General features: G+C 72.8%; 14 protein-coding genes and 1 rRNA gene. 4 read left to right on the top strand and 11 right to left on the bottom strand.

Annotation, left to right across the window (positions count from 1 at the left end; translation table 11 throughout):
- Positions 1–49: 49 nt before the first annotated feature.
- The 4 genes from LBW97_RS16940 to LBW97_RS16925 all read right to left on the bottom strand — a co-directional run bounded on the left by LBW97_RS16940 (position 50) and on the right by LBW97_RS16925 (position 5,229).
- Entirely contained in the window at positions 50–517 is a 468-nt protein-coding gene (locus tag LBW97_RS16940) for a CinA family protein (protein WP_224500531.1), read from the bottom strand.
- On the bottom strand, positions 517–1,182 hold the full coding sequence (pgsA, locus tag LBW97_RS16935) for a CDP-diacylglycerol--glycerol-3-phosphate 3-phosphatidyltransferase (protein ID WP_224500530.1): 666 nt from the start codon (positions 1,180–1,182) through the stop codon (positions 517–519). Before pgsA ends, LBW97_RS16940 begins: the two co-directional genes overlap by 1 nt.
- A gap of 5 nt (positions 1,183–1,187) precedes the next feature.
- Entirely contained in the window at positions 1,188–2,585 is a 1,398-nt protein-coding gene (gene rimO, locus LBW97_RS16930; RefSeq protein ID WP_224500529.1) for a 30S ribosomal protein S12 methylthiotransferase RimO, read from the bottom strand.
- 136 nt (positions 2,586–2,721) lie between these two features.
- Complete coding sequence (locus tag LBW97_RS16925; protein ID WP_224500528.1) at positions 2,722–5,229, bottom strand: DNA translocase FtsK; 2,508 nt, start codon at positions 5,227–5,229, stop codon at positions 2,722–2,724.
- A gap of 79 nt (positions 5,230–5,308) precedes the next feature.
- Between LBW97_RS16925 and LBW97_RS16920 the strand changes: the two genes are divergently transcribed.
- Positions 5,309–7,249 carry a prolyl oligopeptidase family serine peptidase gene (locus LBW97_RS16920; RefSeq protein WP_224500527.1) on the top strand — a complete coding sequence of 647 codons (1,941 nt, stop codon included), beginning with the start codon at positions 5,309–5,311 and terminating at the stop codon, positions 7,247–7,249.
- A gap of 192 nt (positions 7,250–7,441) precedes the next feature.
- On the opposite strand, the gene LBW97_RS16915 is transcribed toward LBW97_RS16920, so the two are convergent.
- The 5 genes from LBW97_RS16915 to thyX form a co-directional block, all read right to left on the bottom strand.
- Positions 7,442–9,142, bottom strand: a complete 1,701-nt coding sequence (locus LBW97_RS16915) for a ribonuclease J (RefSeq protein WP_308010501.1) — start codon at positions 9,140–9,142, stop codon at positions 7,442–7,444.
- Entirely contained in the window at positions 9,139–10,035 is an 897-nt protein-coding gene (gene dapA, locus LBW97_RS16910) for a 4-hydroxy-tetrahydrodipicolinate synthase (RefSeq protein WP_224500526.1), read from the bottom strand. The genes LBW97_RS16915 and dapA overlap by 4 nt, the downstream gene beginning before the upstream one ends.
- A gap of 9 nt (positions 10,036–10,044) precedes the next feature.
- Positions 10,045–10,542: a dihydrofolate reductase gene (locus tag LBW97_RS16905; protein ID WP_224500525.1), complete on the bottom strand. Its 498-nt coding sequence runs from the start codon at positions 10,540–10,542 to the stop codon at positions 10,045–10,047.
- A gap of 41 nt (positions 10,543–10,583) precedes the next feature.
- Entirely contained in the window at positions 10,584–11,390 is an 807-nt protein-coding gene (locus LBW97_RS16900; protein WP_308010500.1) for a thymidylate synthase, read from the bottom strand.
- 76 nt (positions 11,391–11,466) lie between these two features.
- A complete protein-coding gene (thyX, locus tag LBW97_RS16895) occupies positions 11,467–12,219 on the bottom strand; it encodes an FAD-dependent thymidylate synthase (RefSeq protein ID WP_224500524.1) in 753 nt (250 codons plus the stop codon).
- A 40-nt stretch (positions 12,220–12,259) separates the two neighbouring features.
- On the opposite strand from thyX, the gene LBW97_RS16890 reads away from it, so the two are divergent.
- Positions 12,260–12,685 carry a YkvA family protein gene (locus tag LBW97_RS16890; protein ID WP_224500523.1) on the top strand — a complete coding sequence of 142 codons (426 nt, stop codon included), beginning with the start codon at positions 12,260–12,262 and terminating at the stop codon, positions 12,683–12,685.
- Here LBW97_RS16890 and LBW97_RS16885 read toward each other — a convergent pair.
- Positions 12,648–13,871, bottom strand: a complete 1,224-nt coding sequence (locus LBW97_RS16885) for a winged helix-turn-helix domain-containing protein (RefSeq protein WP_224500522.1) — start codon at positions 13,869–13,871, stop codon at positions 12,648–12,650. The two genes, LBW97_RS16890 and LBW97_RS16885, sit on opposite strands and share 38 nt — an antisense overlap.
- Before the next feature lie 65 nt (positions 13,872–13,936).
- On the opposite strand from LBW97_RS16885, the gene LBW97_RS16880 reads away from it, so the two are divergent.
- Together LBW97_RS16880 and LBW97_RS16875 are read left to right on the top strand one after the other, a co-directional pair.
- Entirely contained in the window at positions 13,937–14,506 is a 570-nt protein-coding gene (locus LBW97_RS16880; protein ID WP_224500521.1) for a GNAT family N-acetyltransferase, read from the top strand.
- Positions 14,503–15,165: a DUF2461 domain-containing protein gene (locus LBW97_RS16875; RefSeq protein WP_224500520.1), complete on the top strand. Its 663-nt coding sequence runs from the start codon at positions 14,503–14,505 to the stop codon at positions 15,163–15,165. The genes LBW97_RS16880 and LBW97_RS16875 overlap by 4 nt, the downstream gene beginning before the upstream one ends.
- Positions 15,166–15,314: 149 nt before the next feature.
- Here the strand turns inward: LBW97_RS16875 and rrf are convergent.
- A 5S ribosomal RNA gene (gene rrf / locus LBW97_RS16870) occupies positions 15,315–15,422 on the bottom strand; the annotation flags it as partial.

The following is a 15,422-nucleotide window of genomic DNA, read 5'->3' as shown; positions in this document are numbered from 1 at the left end:
CGCTGATGGCGTAACGCCTGCGCACCCGGTCGCCTTCCCGGGCGACGGCTCAGCCGAGCCGGTCGAGGAGCGCCTGGAACGCCGAGGTGACGGCGCCGTCGCGCACCGCCTGCCGGTCTCCGGGGAGCTGCAGCTCGACCACGTCGGTGCGCCCGCCGTCGCTCAGCCCGAGGTAGACCCGCCCAGGACCGTGCCCGTCCACGGGGTCCGGACCGGCCACCCCGGTCAGCCCGACGCCCCAGGTGGCGCCGCACCGCACCCGGATGCCTTCCGCGAGCGCCGCCGCGGTCTCCGGGCTCACCGGGCCGTGCGCGGCCAGCAGATCCTCGGGAACGCCGGCCAGGGTGGCCTTGAGGTCGGTCGCGTAGACGACGGCGCCGCCGCGCAGCGTGGCGCTCGCGCCGGGCACCGAGGCCAGGGTCGCGCAGAAGAGGCCGGCGGTCAGCGACTCGGCGGCCGCCACCGTCTCGCCCCGGGCGAGCAGCGCGCGGTGCACCTCGGCGGCCGGCGTGGCCATCAGGCGGCGGTGTCGGTCCTGGTGCCGGCGCTCGGACCGGCGGCCCGGCGGGCGGTGGCCGCACGCATGGCGCGGGCGCTGGTCTGCCGCAGGGTGATCGCGCGGTACACGTAGTCCAGGCCGCTGAGCACTGTCAGCAGCACCGCCGCCGCCATCACCCACCAGCGCGCGGTCGCCAGCAGGCCGGTCAGCGGCAGGATGTAGAGGGCGATGGCCAGCGACTGGACGACCGTCTTCGCCTTGCCCCCGCGGCTGGCGGCGATGACGCCGTGCCGGATGACCCAGAAGCGCAGCAGCGTGACCCCGACCTCGCGGACCAGGATCACCAGCGTCACCCACCAGGGCAGCAGGCCCAGGACCGAGAGCCCGATGAGCGCGGTACCGGTGAGCGCCTTGTCCGCGATCGGGTCGGCGAGCTTGCCGAACTCCGTCACCTGACCGGTCCGCCGCGCGATCATCCCGTCGTAGCGATCGGTGATGATGGCCAGTCCGAAGACCAGCGTCGCCCAGTACCGGTCGGCGTCGTCCAGCCCGTCGTCCTGCAGCAGCAGGACGGCGAACACCGGGACCACGAGCAGCCGCAGCATGGTGAGCGAGTTGGGCAGGTTGACCAGCTTCGCCGACTGCGGCGGTGTCGCGGCCGGGTCAGGGGCGACGTCGGTCATCGGCCTCACCGCCCGGCCGGGGTCACGGCCGGCACGAGCACCCGCGCGACCAGGTCGATCCCCTCGGTGTCGACGACCTCGGCCGCGACCAGCTGGCCGGCGACCGCGCTCTCGGGCACGCCGGTGACCGTGGTGGTCCCGTCGGCGTCGGGGTCCTGGTGCGCGGCGTGACCGAGCCAGGTGCCCGGACCGTCGGAGTTCCCGAGGTCCTCGGTGAGCAGCACCTCGACCCGCTCGCCGATGCGGTCCTCCGCGCGCTGGGCGGTGAGCTCCTCGACCAGGTCGGTGATCCGCCGGACGCGGGCGTCGATCTCGGGCTGGTCGAGCTTGCCGGGCAGCCGCATGGCCTCGGTGCCCTCCTCGTCGGAGTAGCCGAAGACACCGACCGCGTCCAGGCGGCCCTCGGTGAGGAAGCGCTCGAGCTCGGCGACGTCCTCCTCCGTCTCCCCCGGGAACCCGAGGATGACGTTGGTGCGGAAGCCCGCGCCCGGGGCCAGGCTACGGGCCCGCTCGATCGTCCGCAGGAAGTCCTCCGTGCCGCCGAAGCGCCGCATCTTGCGCAGCAGGGTCGGCGAGGAGTGCTGGAAGGAGAGGTCGAAGTAAGGGGCGATCCCGGGCGTGCCCGCGATGAGGTCGAGCAGGCCGGGACGCAGCTCGGCCGGCTGCAGGTAGGCCACCCGGACCCGCACGATGCCCTCGACCGCCGCCAGCTCCGGCAGCAGCTTCTCCAGCGACCGCAGGTCGCCGAGGTCCTTGCCGTAGGACGTGGAGTTCTCGCTGACCAGCACGAGCTCGGTGACGCCCTGGGAGGCCAGCCACTGTGCCTCGCCGAGCACCTCGGCCGGGGGGCGGGAGACGAACGCGCCGCGGAACGTCGGGATGGCGCAGAAGGCGCAGCGGCGGTCGCAGCCCGACGCCAGCTTCACCGCGGCGATGGGCCCGGAGGCCAGGCGCTTGCGGCGCAGCCAGTCGTGCCCGGGGATGGCAGGAGCATCCGGTGCCACGGTGGCCGCCGTCCGCTGGACGGGGCTGATCGGCAGGAGGGTGCGGCGGTCACGCGGGGTGTGCGGCACGAGGGGGCGGCCGGAGAGGACGTCGTCCAGCCGGCCACCGATCTGGGCGTAGTCGTCGAAGCCGAGGACCGTGGCCTCCGGCAGCGCACCGGCCAGCTCCGACCCGTAGCGCTCGGCCATGCACCCGACGGCGACGACGGACGCGCCGGAGTCGGTGGCGGCGAGGATCGCGTCGACGGAGTCCTTCTTGGCCGACTCGATGAAGCCACAGGTGTTCACCAGGACGGCGTCGGCGCCGTCGGCGTCCTCGACGAGCTCGTACCCCTCGGCGGCCAGCCGACCGGCCAGCTCCTCGGAGTCGACCTCGTTGCGGGCACATCCGAGCGTCACCACCGCCACGGTTCGGGCAGGGGAAGGCGCGGCTGTCACCGTGTCATCGTAGTCGCCGAAGTCGCCGATCCCACCGCTCGGCGGAGTGATCCCCGACAGGTCTCGCCGGGGAGGTTCCGCTATCCGGTGGGGTCGGTCACGCAGCGCCACCGCGCAGGGTGAAGAGCACCGACTCCAGCTCGTCGGGCTTGATCAGCACGTCGCGGGCCTTGGAACCCTCGGAGGGGCCGACGATGCCACGGCTCTCCATCAGGTCCATGAGCCGGCCGGCCTTGGCGAAGCCGACGCGGAGCTTGCGCTGCAGCATCGACGTCGACCCGAACTGGCTGGTGACGATCAGCTCCACGGCCTGCAGCAGCAGGTCGAGGTCGCCACCGATGTCCTCGTCGATCTCCTTCTGCTCACCGGCAGCGGAGCCGGCGGAGAAGACCTCCTCGCGGTACTCCGGCTCGGCCTGGCGCTTGCTGAACTCGACGACCGCCTCGATCTCGGCGTCGGAGACGAAGGCGCCCTGGACGCGCATCGGCTTGCCGGCGCCGATGGGCATGAAGAGCGCGTCACCCATGCCGATGAGCTTCTCCGCGCCGGGCTGGTCGAGGATGACCCGGCTGTCGGTGAGGCTCGAGGTGGAGAAGGCCAGGCGCGAGGGCACGTTGGCCTTGATCAGACCGGTGACGACGTCGACCGACGGGCGCTGCGTCGCGAGGATCAGGTGGATGCCGGCGGCACGCGCCTTCTGCGTGATCCGGACGATGTGCTCCTCGACGTCGCGGGGGGCGACCATCATCAGGTCCGCGAGCTCGTCGACGATCGCGAGGATGTAGGGATAGCGGCGGTAGACCCGCTCGCTGCCGGGCGGAACGGTGATCTCGCCCTTGTCCACCTTGCGGTTGAAGTCGTCGATGTGCCGCACCCCGGTGGACTTCATGTCCTGGTAGCGCTGCTCCATCTCCTCGACCAGCCAGGCCAGCGCGGTGGCGGCCTTCTTGGGGTCGGTGATGATCGGCGTGATCAGGTGCGGGATGCCGTCGTAGGGCGTGAGCTCGACCATCTTCGGGTCGACCAGGATCATCCGCAGCTGATCCGGCGTCGCCCGCAGCAGCAGCGAGGTCAGGATCGAGTTGACGCAGCTGGACTTACCGGCACCGGTGGCACCGGCGACCAGGAGGTGCGGCATCTTCGCCAGGTTGGCGCAGACGAAGCCGCCTTCGATGTCCTTGCCGAGGCCGACCAGCATCGGGTGCGGATCCTGCTTCGCGGCCTGCGAGCGCAGGACGTCGCCCAGGCTGACCTTCTCGCGGTCGGTGTTGGGCACCTCGATGCCGACCGCGGACTTGCCGGGGATCGGGGCCAGGATGCGGATGTTGTCGTTGGCCACCGCGTAGGCCATGTTGCGGGTGAGCGCGGTGATCTTCTCGACCTTCACGCCCTGGCCGAGCTCGACCTCGTAGCGGGTGACCGTCGGCCCACGGGTGAAGCCGGTGACGGCGGCGTCGATGTTGAACTGGTCGAGGACGCCGCTGATCGCCTCGATGGCGACGTCGTTGGCCTTCGACCGGGCGCGCGGCGGGTCACCGGGCCGCAGCATCGACAGCGCAGGAAGGACGTAGTCGCCCTCGACCGGCTGGATGGAGAGCTGCTCCGGCTCGGTGATCGGCGGCAGTTCCTCGGGCGGGGAGGTGCGGTCCACGATCGGCGGGCGGGCTGCCGGAACCGGCGGCGGGGCCGCGAGGACCGTGTGCTCGGGGTCGGTGGTGCGGGTGGCCTCCGGCGCCTCGGCGTAGGCGCCGTGGTCGATCGGGCCGGTGGTGAGCAGGTCCTCCGACAACGAGCGGCGACGGCGACCCTTGGGCGCCGGCTCCTCCTCCTCGTCGTCGTCGTACTCGTCGTAGTCCTCGTCGTAGTCCTCGCGGCCCAGCAGCCGGTCGGTGGCCTCGCGCAGCCGCTCGGGGATCTGGTGCACCGGCGTCGCGGTGATGACGAGCAGCCCGAAGAAGGCGAGGAGGAACAGCAGGGCGACGCTGACGATGGGCCCCAGCCCGGCCACCAGCGGGGTGCCCACGGCCCAGCCGATGAGCCCGCCGGAGCCGTGCCGGCCACCCTGCGGGTCGGCGGGGGTGCCCAGCACCTGCGCGATGCCGAGGACCGAGGCCAGCATGCAGAGCCAGCCGATCGCCAGCCGGCCGCGGGCCTCGGGCCGGGGGCCGCGGCGCAGCAGCCGGAGCGCGGCGAAGAAGAGGACGACCGGCAGCACCATGACCAGCGAGCCGATGACCCAGCGCACCGCATCGGTCAGCGCGGCGCCGACCGGGCCGATGCCGTTGCTCCACGCGGCGGCGCCCAGCACGATCGCCAGGCCCAGCACCGCGAGCCCGACGCCGTCGCGGCGGTGCTCGGGTGCGAGCGGCTCGGCCTCCTCCGGCCGGGCGACCGACCGGGCGAGGCCCCCGGCGCCACGGGCGAGCAGGTTCCACCCGCCGCTGGCGATCCGCCAGAAGCCGGGACCCGACTGCTGGTTCTTCTTGGCCGCCGGACGGCGGTTGGGCGCGCGCTTGGCGGCAGGCCGCTTCTTGCTCGCCGCCGTCGATCCGGACCGGCTGCGAGTGGCGGCCGGCCGACGCGTCGACGTGGTGCGGGCAGGCATGTGTCGACGGTAAGCCCGCTGGGGGCCGGGATCGGGCAGGCCGGGCCTCGTGTCCCCTCTCTCCCATAACGTCACACCCATGAGCAGCCCCGGCAGCTGGCCCACCCCGATCACCTCCGAGCTCGTCATCCGCACCGCCGCACGGCTCGAGGAGGTCGTGGTCGACGGCGCCGACGTCTGGTGGTCGGAGTCGCGGCCGGACGAGGGCGGCCGCTCGGTACTGGTGCGCCGCTCCCCCGACGGCACCGTCACCGACGTCCTGCCCGCGCCGTGGAACGCCCGCACCCGGGTGCACGAGTACGGCGGCGGCGCCTGGACCGTTGCCGAGGGCGCGGTCTGGTTCACGAATTTCTCGGACCAGTCGCTGTACCGGATCGACCAAGGCGCAGGTCCGGCCGCTGTGACGGGCGAGCCTGCGGTGCCGTCCGGCGTGCGGCACGCCGACCTGCGGGGAACCGCGGACGGGCTGCTGGCCGTGCGGGAGACGCATCCGGCCTCCGGCGCCGCCGCCGACGTGGTGAACGAGCTGGTGTGGATCGGCACGGACGGCGAGGAGGTGGCGATCGTGAGCGGCCCCGACTTCGTCTCCGACCCGGCGCTGGCACCCGACGGCGCCACGCTCGCCTGGCTGCAGTGGAACCACCCGCACATGCCCTGGGATGCCGCGCAGCTCGTCGTCCGGACCCCGGACGGCATCGAGACGGTGGTCGCCGGCGGCCCGGGCGAGTCCGTCGTGCAGCCCACCTGGGCACCCGACGGCACGCTGTGGTTCCTCTGCGACCGCACCGACGTCTGGTCGCTGTACCGAAAGGCGCCCGGCGGCGACACGGAGCTGGTCCTCGACGTGGGCAGCGACATCGCCCGCCCGCAGTGGCAGTTCGGAGCCAGCCGGTTCGCGCTGCTCGACGACGGCCGCATCGCACTGGCGTACGGGCGCGACGGCGCCGACCGGCTCGCCGTCCTCTCCCCGGGCGGCGACCTGCGCGAGTTCGACCTGCCCTACGCCTCCTTCACCTCCCTCCGCGCGCAGGGCGGCCGGATCGTCTGCGCGGCCGGTGGCCCCGCGGCGGAGCGGGTGGTGCTGGCGGTCGACGTCGACAGCGGCGACGCGGAGGTGCTCCGTCCGGCCCGCGACCTCGGGCTGGACCCGGCCTGGTTCTCGCCCCCGGAGTTCCTCACCTTCCCGGCCCCGGACGACGGCACGGGCATCGAGGTCGCGCACGCGGTCGTCTACCCGCCGACCAATCCGGACGTGACCGCGACGGACGGACTGCCGCCGCTGGTCGTGATGGTGCACGGCGGGCCGACCTCCAGCCACGATCGCGTGCTCAGCCTGGAGATCCAGTACTTCACCTCGCGCGGGTTCTGCGTCGCCCACGTCGACTACCGCGGCTCGACCGACTACGGCCGCCGCTACCGCGACGCGCTGCAGGGCCGGTGGGGCGTCGTCGACCTGGACGACGTCGTCGCCTGCGCGCAGCACCTCGCCGACGCGGGTCGGGTCGACCCCGCCCGCATGGCGATCCGCGGCGGCTCGGCGGGCGGCTACACCGTCCTGGCCGCGCTCTCGATGCGCCCGGGGGTCTTCACCGCCGGCGCCAGCCACTACGGCGTCGCCGACCTGGCCGCGCTGGCCGCGGAGACGCACAAGTTCGAGTCGCGGTACCTCGACGGGCTGATCGCGCCCTACGACCCGGATGCAGGGCCCTCGGGCAACCCCGTCTACGCCGAGCGCTCCCCCATCAACCACGTCGACACCCTGGACACCCCGCTGGCGGTGTTCCAAGGCGGGGAGGACGCCGTCGTCCCGCCCTCTCAGGCGGAGGCGATCGTCTCCGCGCTCCGCGCGAAGGGCGTGCCGCACGCCTACCTGCTGTTCCCCGGTGAGCAGCACGGCTTCCGCCAGGCGGCGAACATCCGGGCGGCTCTCGACGGCGAGCTGTCCTTCTACGCCCAGGTCTGGGGCTTCGACCTCCCCGCCGCCGAGGGCATCGAGCCGATCCCGGTGGTCCGCGGGTAGCCGAAGGATGTCCCGGCCGGAAACCGTCGGGGTCCGGGCGCCGTACGCAGTGCAGGACGCGTGCGCGAGGGGGCCCATGGCACGGCGACGCCCGCAGCTACACCGACAACCTGGTCGTGACCGCCGAGCGGCTGCCCTGACCCGCCGCCCCGATGCGACGGCAGCGATGTGGCCGGAGGGGCCGCCCGCGGTTCAGACCTCGAGAACCGTCGGGATGATCATCGGGCGACGGCGGTGCTTGTCCGACACCCACTTGCCCACCGTGCGGCGGATGATCTGGGAGAGCCGGTGGGCGTCCGCGTCGTCGTCGGTGAGCGCGCGCTTGAGGTTGTCCTCGACCAGCGCGAGCACCTCGTCGAACGCCGACGGGTCGTCCGAGAAGCCGCGGGTCGACAGGTGCACCGGCCGCACGATGGTCTTCGTCGAGGGCTCGATCACCACTGTCAACGCCACGAAGCCCTCGTCGCCGAGGATGCGGCGGGCCTGCAGCGACTCCTCGCCCACGTCTCCGACGTTGAGCCCGTCGACGTAGACGTCGCCCACCGGGACGGAACCGACGATCCTGGCCTTGCCGTCGACCAGGTCCACGACCACGCCGTCCTCGGCGAGCAGGATCCGGTCGCGGGACATGCCGGTCTCCTCGGCGAGCTTGGCGTGCGCCCGCAGGTGCCGCCACTCCCCGTGCACCGGCATGAGGTACTTCGGCTTGGCGACGTTCAGCAGCGTGCGGAGCTCGCCGGCCGGGGCGTGGCCGGAGACGTGCACCTTCGCCGTCTCCTTGTGCACCACGGTCGCACCGCGACGGGCCAGCCCGTTGATGACCTTGTAGACGGCCGTCTCGTTCCCCGGCACCAGCGACGAGGCGAGGACGACGGTGTCGCCGGCCTCGATGGTCACCTGGTGGTGGTCGCCGCGGGCCATGCGACCCAGCGCCGACAGCGGCTCGCCCTGCGAGCCGGTGCTCACCAGCACGACCTGCTCCGGCGGCATCTTCGCCGCGTCGTCGAGGGAGACCATGAGGCCCGGCGCCACGTGCAGCAGGCCCAGGTCGCGGGCCACGCCCATGTTCCGCACCATCGACCGGCCCACGAAGGCGACCTTGCGGCCGTGCTTGTCGGCGGCGTTCAGCACCTGCTGGATGCGGTGCACATGGCTGGCGAAGCTGGAGACGATCAGCCGCTGGGTGGCGCGGGCGAAGACGTCCTCGAGCACCGGACCGATGGACCGCTCCGGGGTGACGAACCCGGGGACCTCGGCGTTGGTCGAGTCGGCCAGCAGCAGGTCGATGCCCTCGACGCCGAGCCGCGCGAAGGCGCCCAGGTCGGTGAGGACGCCGTCGAGCGGCAGCTGGTCCATCTTGAAGTCACCGGTGTGCACGAGGACGCCGGCGGGCGTCTGCACGGCGACGGCGAGCGCGTCGGGGATCGAGTGGTTCACCGCGATGAACTCGCAGTGGAACGGGCCGGCGAGGTGGTCGTCGCCGGCGGCGACCTCGACCAGTTCCGGCACGATCCGGTGCTCGCGCAGCTTGGCCGAGACCAGCGCCAGGGTGAACCGGGAGCCGACCAGCGGGATGTCGGCACGCAACCGCAGCAGGTAGGGCAGCGCCCCGATGTGGTCCTCGTGCCCGTGGGTGAGGACGACGGCGACGACGTCGTCGAGGCGGTGCTCGATGACCCCGAAGTCGGGGAGGATCAGGTCGACGCCGGGCTGTTCCGCCTCCGGGAAGAGGACGCCGCAGTCGATGATCAGCAGCTTGCCGTCGAACTCCAGGACGGCCATGTTGCGGCCGATCTCGCCGAGACCGCCGAGGGCCATGACCCGGAGGCCACCCTCGGGCAGCGGCGGGGGCGCCTTGAGATCGAGGTGCGGTTGGGTGACCTTGCCACTCACAGGGTTACGCCTCCAGCGGCGAGGTCGTCGCGCAGCTGCGCGAGCTGTTCGGGGGTGGCGTCCACCAGCGGGGGCCGGACCGGTCCGGCCGGCAGGCCGAGCGCGTTCAGCGCGGCCTTCACCGTGATGACGCCCTGGGTGCGGAACACGCCGGTGTAGACCGGCAGCAGGCTCTCGTTGACCGAGCGGGCGGCGGTGAGGTCGCCGGCCTCGACGGCCGCGACCAGCTCCGCGATGCGCGGGCCGACGAGGTGGCTGACGACGCTGACCACGCCGACGCCGCCCAGCGCCAGGATCGGCAGGTTCAGCATGTCCTCGCCGCTGTAGTAGGCGAGGTCGGTGCGGGCCAGGGTCCAGGCGATGGCGCCGAGGTCGCCTTTGGCGTCCTTGACGGCCACGATTTGCGGGTGCTCGGCAGCCCGGACGAGGGTCTCCACCTCGATCGGCATGCCGGTGCGGATCGGGATGTCGTAGAGCATCACCGGCAGGCCGGTGCTGTCGGCGATGGTCGTGAAGTGCCGGAGCAGCCCCGCCTGCGGCGGCCGGTTGTAGTACGGCGTGACGACCAGCAGGCCGTGCACGCCGAGGCGCTCGGCGGAGCGGGCCAGGTCCGCGGAGTGCGCGGTGTCGTTCGTGCCGACGCCCGCGACGACGGTCGCCCGGTCGCCGACGGCGTCCAGCACGGCCTCGAGCACCGCGTGCTGCTCGGCGTCGCTGACCGTCGGCGACTCCCCCGTCGTGCCGAAGACGACCAGCCCGTCGTTGGCGCACCGGTCGACGAGGTGGGCAGCGAGCTGCTGCGCCCCGGCGAGGTCGATCGAGCCGTCCTCGGCGAAGGGGGTGACCATCGCCGTCAGGACGCGCCCGAACGGACGGGCGGGGTCGGTGGTCATGAGGTGAATCTACCCAGCGGCGGGGACGGATCCCCGCGCGTACTCCGACACGGCGAAGCGCAGCCCCTCCGAGGACGACACCGACCACTCCTCGGCCGGCTCCCGCGAGGTCCGCACCCACCCGGCGCCCAGGTCCGGCGCCCAGGTGTCCCCCTCGACGTCGACGTCGACGTCGGTGACCACCAGCCGGTCCGCATGCGGCAGGAAGGCCCGGTAGACCGCTCCCCCGCCGATCACCCAGAACGAGTCGTGCTCGGCCAGCACCTGCTCCACCGAGGCGGCGCGCAGGGCACCCTCGGCCGACCACTCCGGGTCGGAGGTGAGCACCACGTTGAGCCGTCCCGGCAGCGGGCGGAACCGCTCGGGCAGCGACTCCCAGGTGCGACGGCCCATGACGACGGTCGAGCCGGTCGTTCTCGTGCGGAAGAGCTTCAGGTCCTCGGGCAGGTGCCACGGCAGCCCGCCGCCCGCGCCGATCACCCCGCCCCGGGCCTGCGCCCAGATCATCGCGACGCCTTTCCGCCCGGCTCGCGAGCTTCCCGGGGCACTCACACCGCCACGGCCGCCCGGATCGCCGGGTGGGGGTCGTAGTCGCGCACGGTGAAGTGCTCGTAGGTGTAGTCGAACAGCGAGGGTGCGGGGGCCAGCTCCAGCGCCGGGAACGGCCGCGCCTCCCGGGAGAGCTGCTCGGTCACCTGGGCGACGTGGTTGCTGTAGATGTGGCAGTCCCCGCCGACCCAGACGAAGTCGCCGGGCTCCAGACCGACCTGCGCGGCGATCATCTTGGTCAGCAACGCGTAGCTGGCGATGTTGAACGGCACACCGAGGAACATGTCCGCGCTGCGCTGGTAGAGCTGGCAGGAGAGCTTGCCGTCGGCGACGTAGAACTGGAAGAACGCGTGGCAGGGCGCCAGCGCCATGTCCGGCAGCGCGGCGACGTTCCAGGCCGAGACGATCATCCGGCGGGAGTTCGGGTCCGACCGCAGGGTGTCCAGCAGCTGGGCGATCTGGTCGATCTGCTGGCCGTCCGGCGTGGGCCACGACCGCCACTGCACGCCGTAGACCGGACCCAGCTCGCCGTCGTCGGCGGCCCACTCGTCCCAGATGGTGACGCCGTTCTCCCGCAGCCACGCCACGTTGCTGTCCCCGCGGAGGAACCACAGCAGCTCCACGGCGATCGACTTGAAGTGCACCTTCTTCGTCGTCACCAGCGGGAAGGTCTCGGAGAGGTCGTACCGGAGCTTCTCCCCGAACAGGCTGACCGTGCCCGTGCCGGTCCGGTCCTCCTTGGGCGAGCCCTGCTCCAGGATGCGCCGCAGGAGGTCCTCGTACTGGGTGTCGATCGGGGCTGCCACGGGCCCGAGCCTACGACCGCCCACCGACGTTCCGTGAGGCGCGCGGCTGTCGTGGCCAGAGGGGCGACGGAGGCGCTCAGCCCTCGGTGACCAGGGGGCTGGCGGCCACCTGCGTCCCGTCGGCCAGCGTGCTGATCCGGAAGTCCCCGAACACGTTCCCGGCGACCCGCTGGAGCTCGCGCAGGCAGGCGATGGCCAGCTCGCGGATCTCGACGTCGGCGTGCTCGCTGGCCCGCATCGCGACGAAGTGCCGCCACGCCCGGTAGTTGCCGGTGACGACGACGCGGGTCTCCGTGGCGTTCGGGAGCACCGCCCGCGCGGCCTGCCGGGCCTGCTTGTGCCGCAGCGTCGCGTTCGGGACGTCGGCGAAGCGCTGCTCCAGTGCGTCCAGCAGCTGCGCGTAGGCCGCGGAGGCAGCGTCGGACGCCGCCAGGAACCTCTCGTGCAGCTCCGGGTCCTCGGCGATGACCGCCGGCTCGACGACGGCGGCGTGCGGCTCGGGCACGTAGCGCTGGGAGAGCTCGCTGAAGGAGAAGTGCCGGTGCCGCACCAGCTCGTGGGCCAGTGACCGGGAGATCCCGGTCAGGTACATGGTCACCGACCCGTGCTCGAGGACGGCGAGGTGGCCCACCTCGAGGATGTGCCGCAGGTAGCCGGCGTTGGTGGCGGTCGCCGGGATCGGCTTGTCCCACGTCTCGTAGCAGGCCCGGCCGGCGAACTCGGCGAGCGCCTGACCACCGTCGGCGTCGGTCTCCCACGGGACGTCGGGCGGCGGGATGAACTGCGTCTGCGCGATCACCTGGACCCGGAGCGGCGCGATCTCTGGCACGGCCGCGAGCCTACGGCGACCGGCGCGGCAGACTGGGACCGTGGAGTGGTGGCAGCCGTTGCTCGCCGGCGCGGGCGGCCTCGTCGTGCTGTGGCTGCTCATGCTCGCGCTGCTGTGGCGCTCGCGCGGGCTGGCTGCCCGCGAGGCACTGCGGTTGCTGCCCGACGTCGTCCGGCTGGTGCGCCGGCTGGCCGCCGACGGCACGCTCCCCCGCGGCCTCCGCGTGCGCCTCTGGCTGCTGCTGGTCTATCTGCTCTCCCCGATCGACCTGGTGCCCGACGTCGTCCCGGTGCTCGGGTACGCCGACGACGTCGTGGTCGTCGCGTGGACGCTGCGCTCGGTCGTGCGGATCGCCGGCGACGATGCGCTCGTGCGGCACTGGCCGGGCGAGACCGCGGGCCTGGACGTCGTGCGCCGGCTGGCCGGGCTCACGCCGGGTCCGGCGGAACCCCCACGGCGCGGCTGAGCTCGGGCCACAGGTCGCCCCGCTCGACGACGGCGACGTCCGGCAGCCCCATCCACCCTGCCATCAGCCGGAGCTCGTCGGCGAGCGCGGCGGCGACCACCGGCCGGTCCACGCCCTCCTCCGCGTGCGCCGCCTGCACCCGGAGCACGCCGGCCTTGCGGTCGGCCTTGAGGTCCACCCGACCCACGAGCCGGTCGTCGAGCAGGAACGGCAGCACGTAGTAGCCGTGCACCCGCTTCTCCGCCGGCGTGTAGATCTCCAGCCGGTAGCGGAACGAGAAGATGCGCTCCACCCGCGGGCGCTCCCAGACGAGGGAGTCGAACGGGCTCAGCAGCGTCCGCGTCCGGATCCACCGGGGACGGCGGGCCGCGGGGTCCAGCCACGCGGGGCGTCCCCAGCCGGCCACCTCGACCGGCTGCAGCTCGCCGGCGTCCGCCAGCTCGGCGATCGCGGTGCGGGCATCGGCCGGAGCGAGCCGGAAGTAGTCGCGCAGATCGGTCTCGGTAGCCACACCCAGGGCACGGGAGGCGGTGCGGACCAGCTCGCGCACCGCCTCCGGCCGGCCCGGCGTGGGCGCGTCGAGGATCTCCGCCGGCAGCACCCGCTCGGGCAGGTCGTAGACGCGTTCGAAGCCGGCAGTGCGCCGGGACGCGGTGAGCTCGCCGGTGAAGAAGAGGTACTCCAGAGCCGCCTTGCCCGCGTGCCAGTTCCACATGCTGCCCGGCCGGTTCGGCCGCTCCTCCTGGAGCTGACTGGCCCTGAGCGGACCCTCGGACCGCACCCGCTCGAGCAGCGCCGCGACGTACTCGGGACGTTCGCGCTGGACGCGGGTCATGCTGCCCCAGGCCTCCTGCTGCACAGCGGCCATGCGCCAGCGCAGGAACGGGTGCAGGCGGACGGGCAGGAAAGACGCCTCGTGCGCCCAGTACTCGAAGAGCGTGTGCCGCTGGTTCGACAGGGCGTCCAGCGCCTCCCGCGGATACGGACCCAGGCGGCTGAAGGCAGGCAGGTAGTGCGAGCGCGAGAGCACGTTCACCGAGTCGATCTGCAGGATCCCGAGCCGGTCGGTGAGCCGACGGAGCTGTCGCGTGCCGACCGGGACCGCCGGCCTCGGCTCGGCGAAGCCCTGGGCTCCGAGCGCGATGCGGCGGGCCAGCGCGGCGGGCAGCCGTTCGACAGTCGTCACGCCGCCCGATCCTGCCCGCCGGGTACGACCTCCGCGCCGGAGACCTGCAGACATACGCTGCCCGGGTGAACCCGACCCCGCCCTTTCCCCGCCTCACGGGGTCGGCGGACGTCTCCGTCCGCCCGGCCCGACCCGGCGACGCCGCCGCCATCGCCCGGGTCCAGGCGGTCACCTGGCGGACCGCCTACCGCGCCGTCCTGCCGGCCGCCGTGCTCGACGAATGGGACGACGCCGCGGTGACCGCGTCGTGGGAGGCGGCCGTGGCCACGCCCCCGTCGCCGGCTCATCGGGTGCTGGTGGCCCTGGAGCGCAACGACGTCGTCGGGTTCGCTGCGGTGGCCCCCACGGACGACGATCGGGACGCGGCGGAACTCGGTCCGCTGCTGGTGGAACCCCGGTGGGGACGACGGGGGCACGGCAGCCGCCTGCTGGCTGCGGCCACCGACCTCGCGGCCACCGACGGGATCACCCGCATGCGCACCTGGCTGCTGGAATCGGACGAGGCCTCGGCGGGCTTCTTCGAATCAGCCGGCTGGGCAGCCGACGGCTGGGCCCGCACCCTGGAGACGGGGGGCGAGCCGATCCGAGAGCTGCGCTGGCACGCCGAACTGGACCAGGAGGACTCCCCCCGATGAGCTTCGACGGTTTCCCCGATCAGGGGCTCGTGTTCTACGAGGGCCTCGAGGCCGACAACAGCAAGACGTACTGGGCCGCGAACAAGGCCGACTACGACGCACACGTGCGGGCCCCCATGACAGCTCTGGTCGAAGCGGTGGCGCCGGAGTTCGGCGACGCCAAGGTCTTCCGCCCGTACCGGGACGTGCGCTTCAGTCACGACAAGACGCCGTACAAGACGCACCAGGGCGCCGTCGTCACGAAGGCCGGCCTCGGCACCGGTTCCTGGTACGTGCAGCTCTCCGCCGACGGCCTGACCGTCTCGGGCGGGTGCTGGCGGCTGGAGTCCGACCAGGTCGCGCGGTACCGCCGGGCAGTGGCCGACGACGTGCAGGGACCCCGCCTCGAGGCCGAAGTGGCGCGCCTGCGCGCAGCCGGCTGGGAGATCGAGGGCGACCGGCTCGTGCGGGTGCCGGCCGGCTTCTCGGCGGACGACGCCCGCATCGATCTGCTGAAGCACAGGTCGCTCTACGCCACCAGGCACTGGACGCCCGAGGAGTGGCTGCACACGGCCGCGGCGCTCGACCGCGTTCGCGACGGCTGGCGAGAATTGGTGCAGCTGAACACCTGGTTCGCCGACAACGTCGGCGCGACCACCAAAGAGGTCCGCCGCCGCTGACGCATGACCGACTGTCCCGCTCGGATACCGGGGGCCTTCACGGCCATCATGGCCGTCGCGCTGGGGCGGCCGGTAGCGGCAAAGGTCGAATGTTCCGGAAACGACGAAAGGCCCCCAGCCTGGCGGCTGGGGGCCTTTCGTGAATAGTTGTCCGGCGGCGTCCTACTCTCCCACCCCGTCTCCAGGGCAGTACCATCGGCGCTGAGAGGCTTAGCTTCCGGGTTCGGAATGTTGCCGGGCGTTTCCCTCTCGCCATG

This window comes from Blastococcus sp. LR1, assembly GCF_020166105.1.
Taxonomy (GTDB): Bacteria; Actinomycetota; Actinomycetes; order Mycobacteriales; family Geodermatophilaceae; genus Blastococcus.
This window is presented reverse-complemented; position numbering and strand designations above follow the sequence as displayed.

What these genes read in the sequence shown, in the direction of transcription:
- dapA (WP_224500526.1), bottom strand. Translation starts at nt 10,035, where the DNA reads ATGACCACCGACCCCGCCCGTCCGTTCGGGCGCGTCCTGACGGCGATG.
- LBW97_RS16920 (WP_224500527.1), top strand. Translation starts at nt 5,309, where the DNA reads ATGAGCAGCCCCGGCAGCTGGCCCACCCCGATCACCTCCGAGCTCGTC.
- LBW97_RS16940 (WP_224500531.1), bottom strand. Translation starts at nt 517, where the DNA reads ATGGCCACGCCGGCCGCCGAGGTGCACCGCGCGCTGCTCGCCCGGGGC.
- pgsA (WP_224500530.1), bottom strand. Translation starts at nt 1,182, where the DNA reads ATGACCGACGTCGCCCCTGACCCGGCCGCGACACCGCCGCAGTCGGCG.
- LBW97_RS16905 (WP_224500525.1), bottom strand. Translation starts at nt 10,542, where the DNA reads ATGATCTGGGCGCAGGCCCGGGGCGGGGTGATCGGCGCGGGCGGCGGG.
- LBW97_RS16925 (WP_224500528.1), bottom strand. Translation starts at nt 5,229, where the DNA reads ATGCCTGCCCGCACCACGTCGACGCGTCGGCCGGCCGCCACTCGCAGC.
- LBW97_RS16875 (WP_224500520.1), top strand. Translation starts at nt 14,503, where the DNA reads ATGAGCTTCGACGGTTTCCCCGATCAGGGGCTCGTGTTCTACGAGGGC.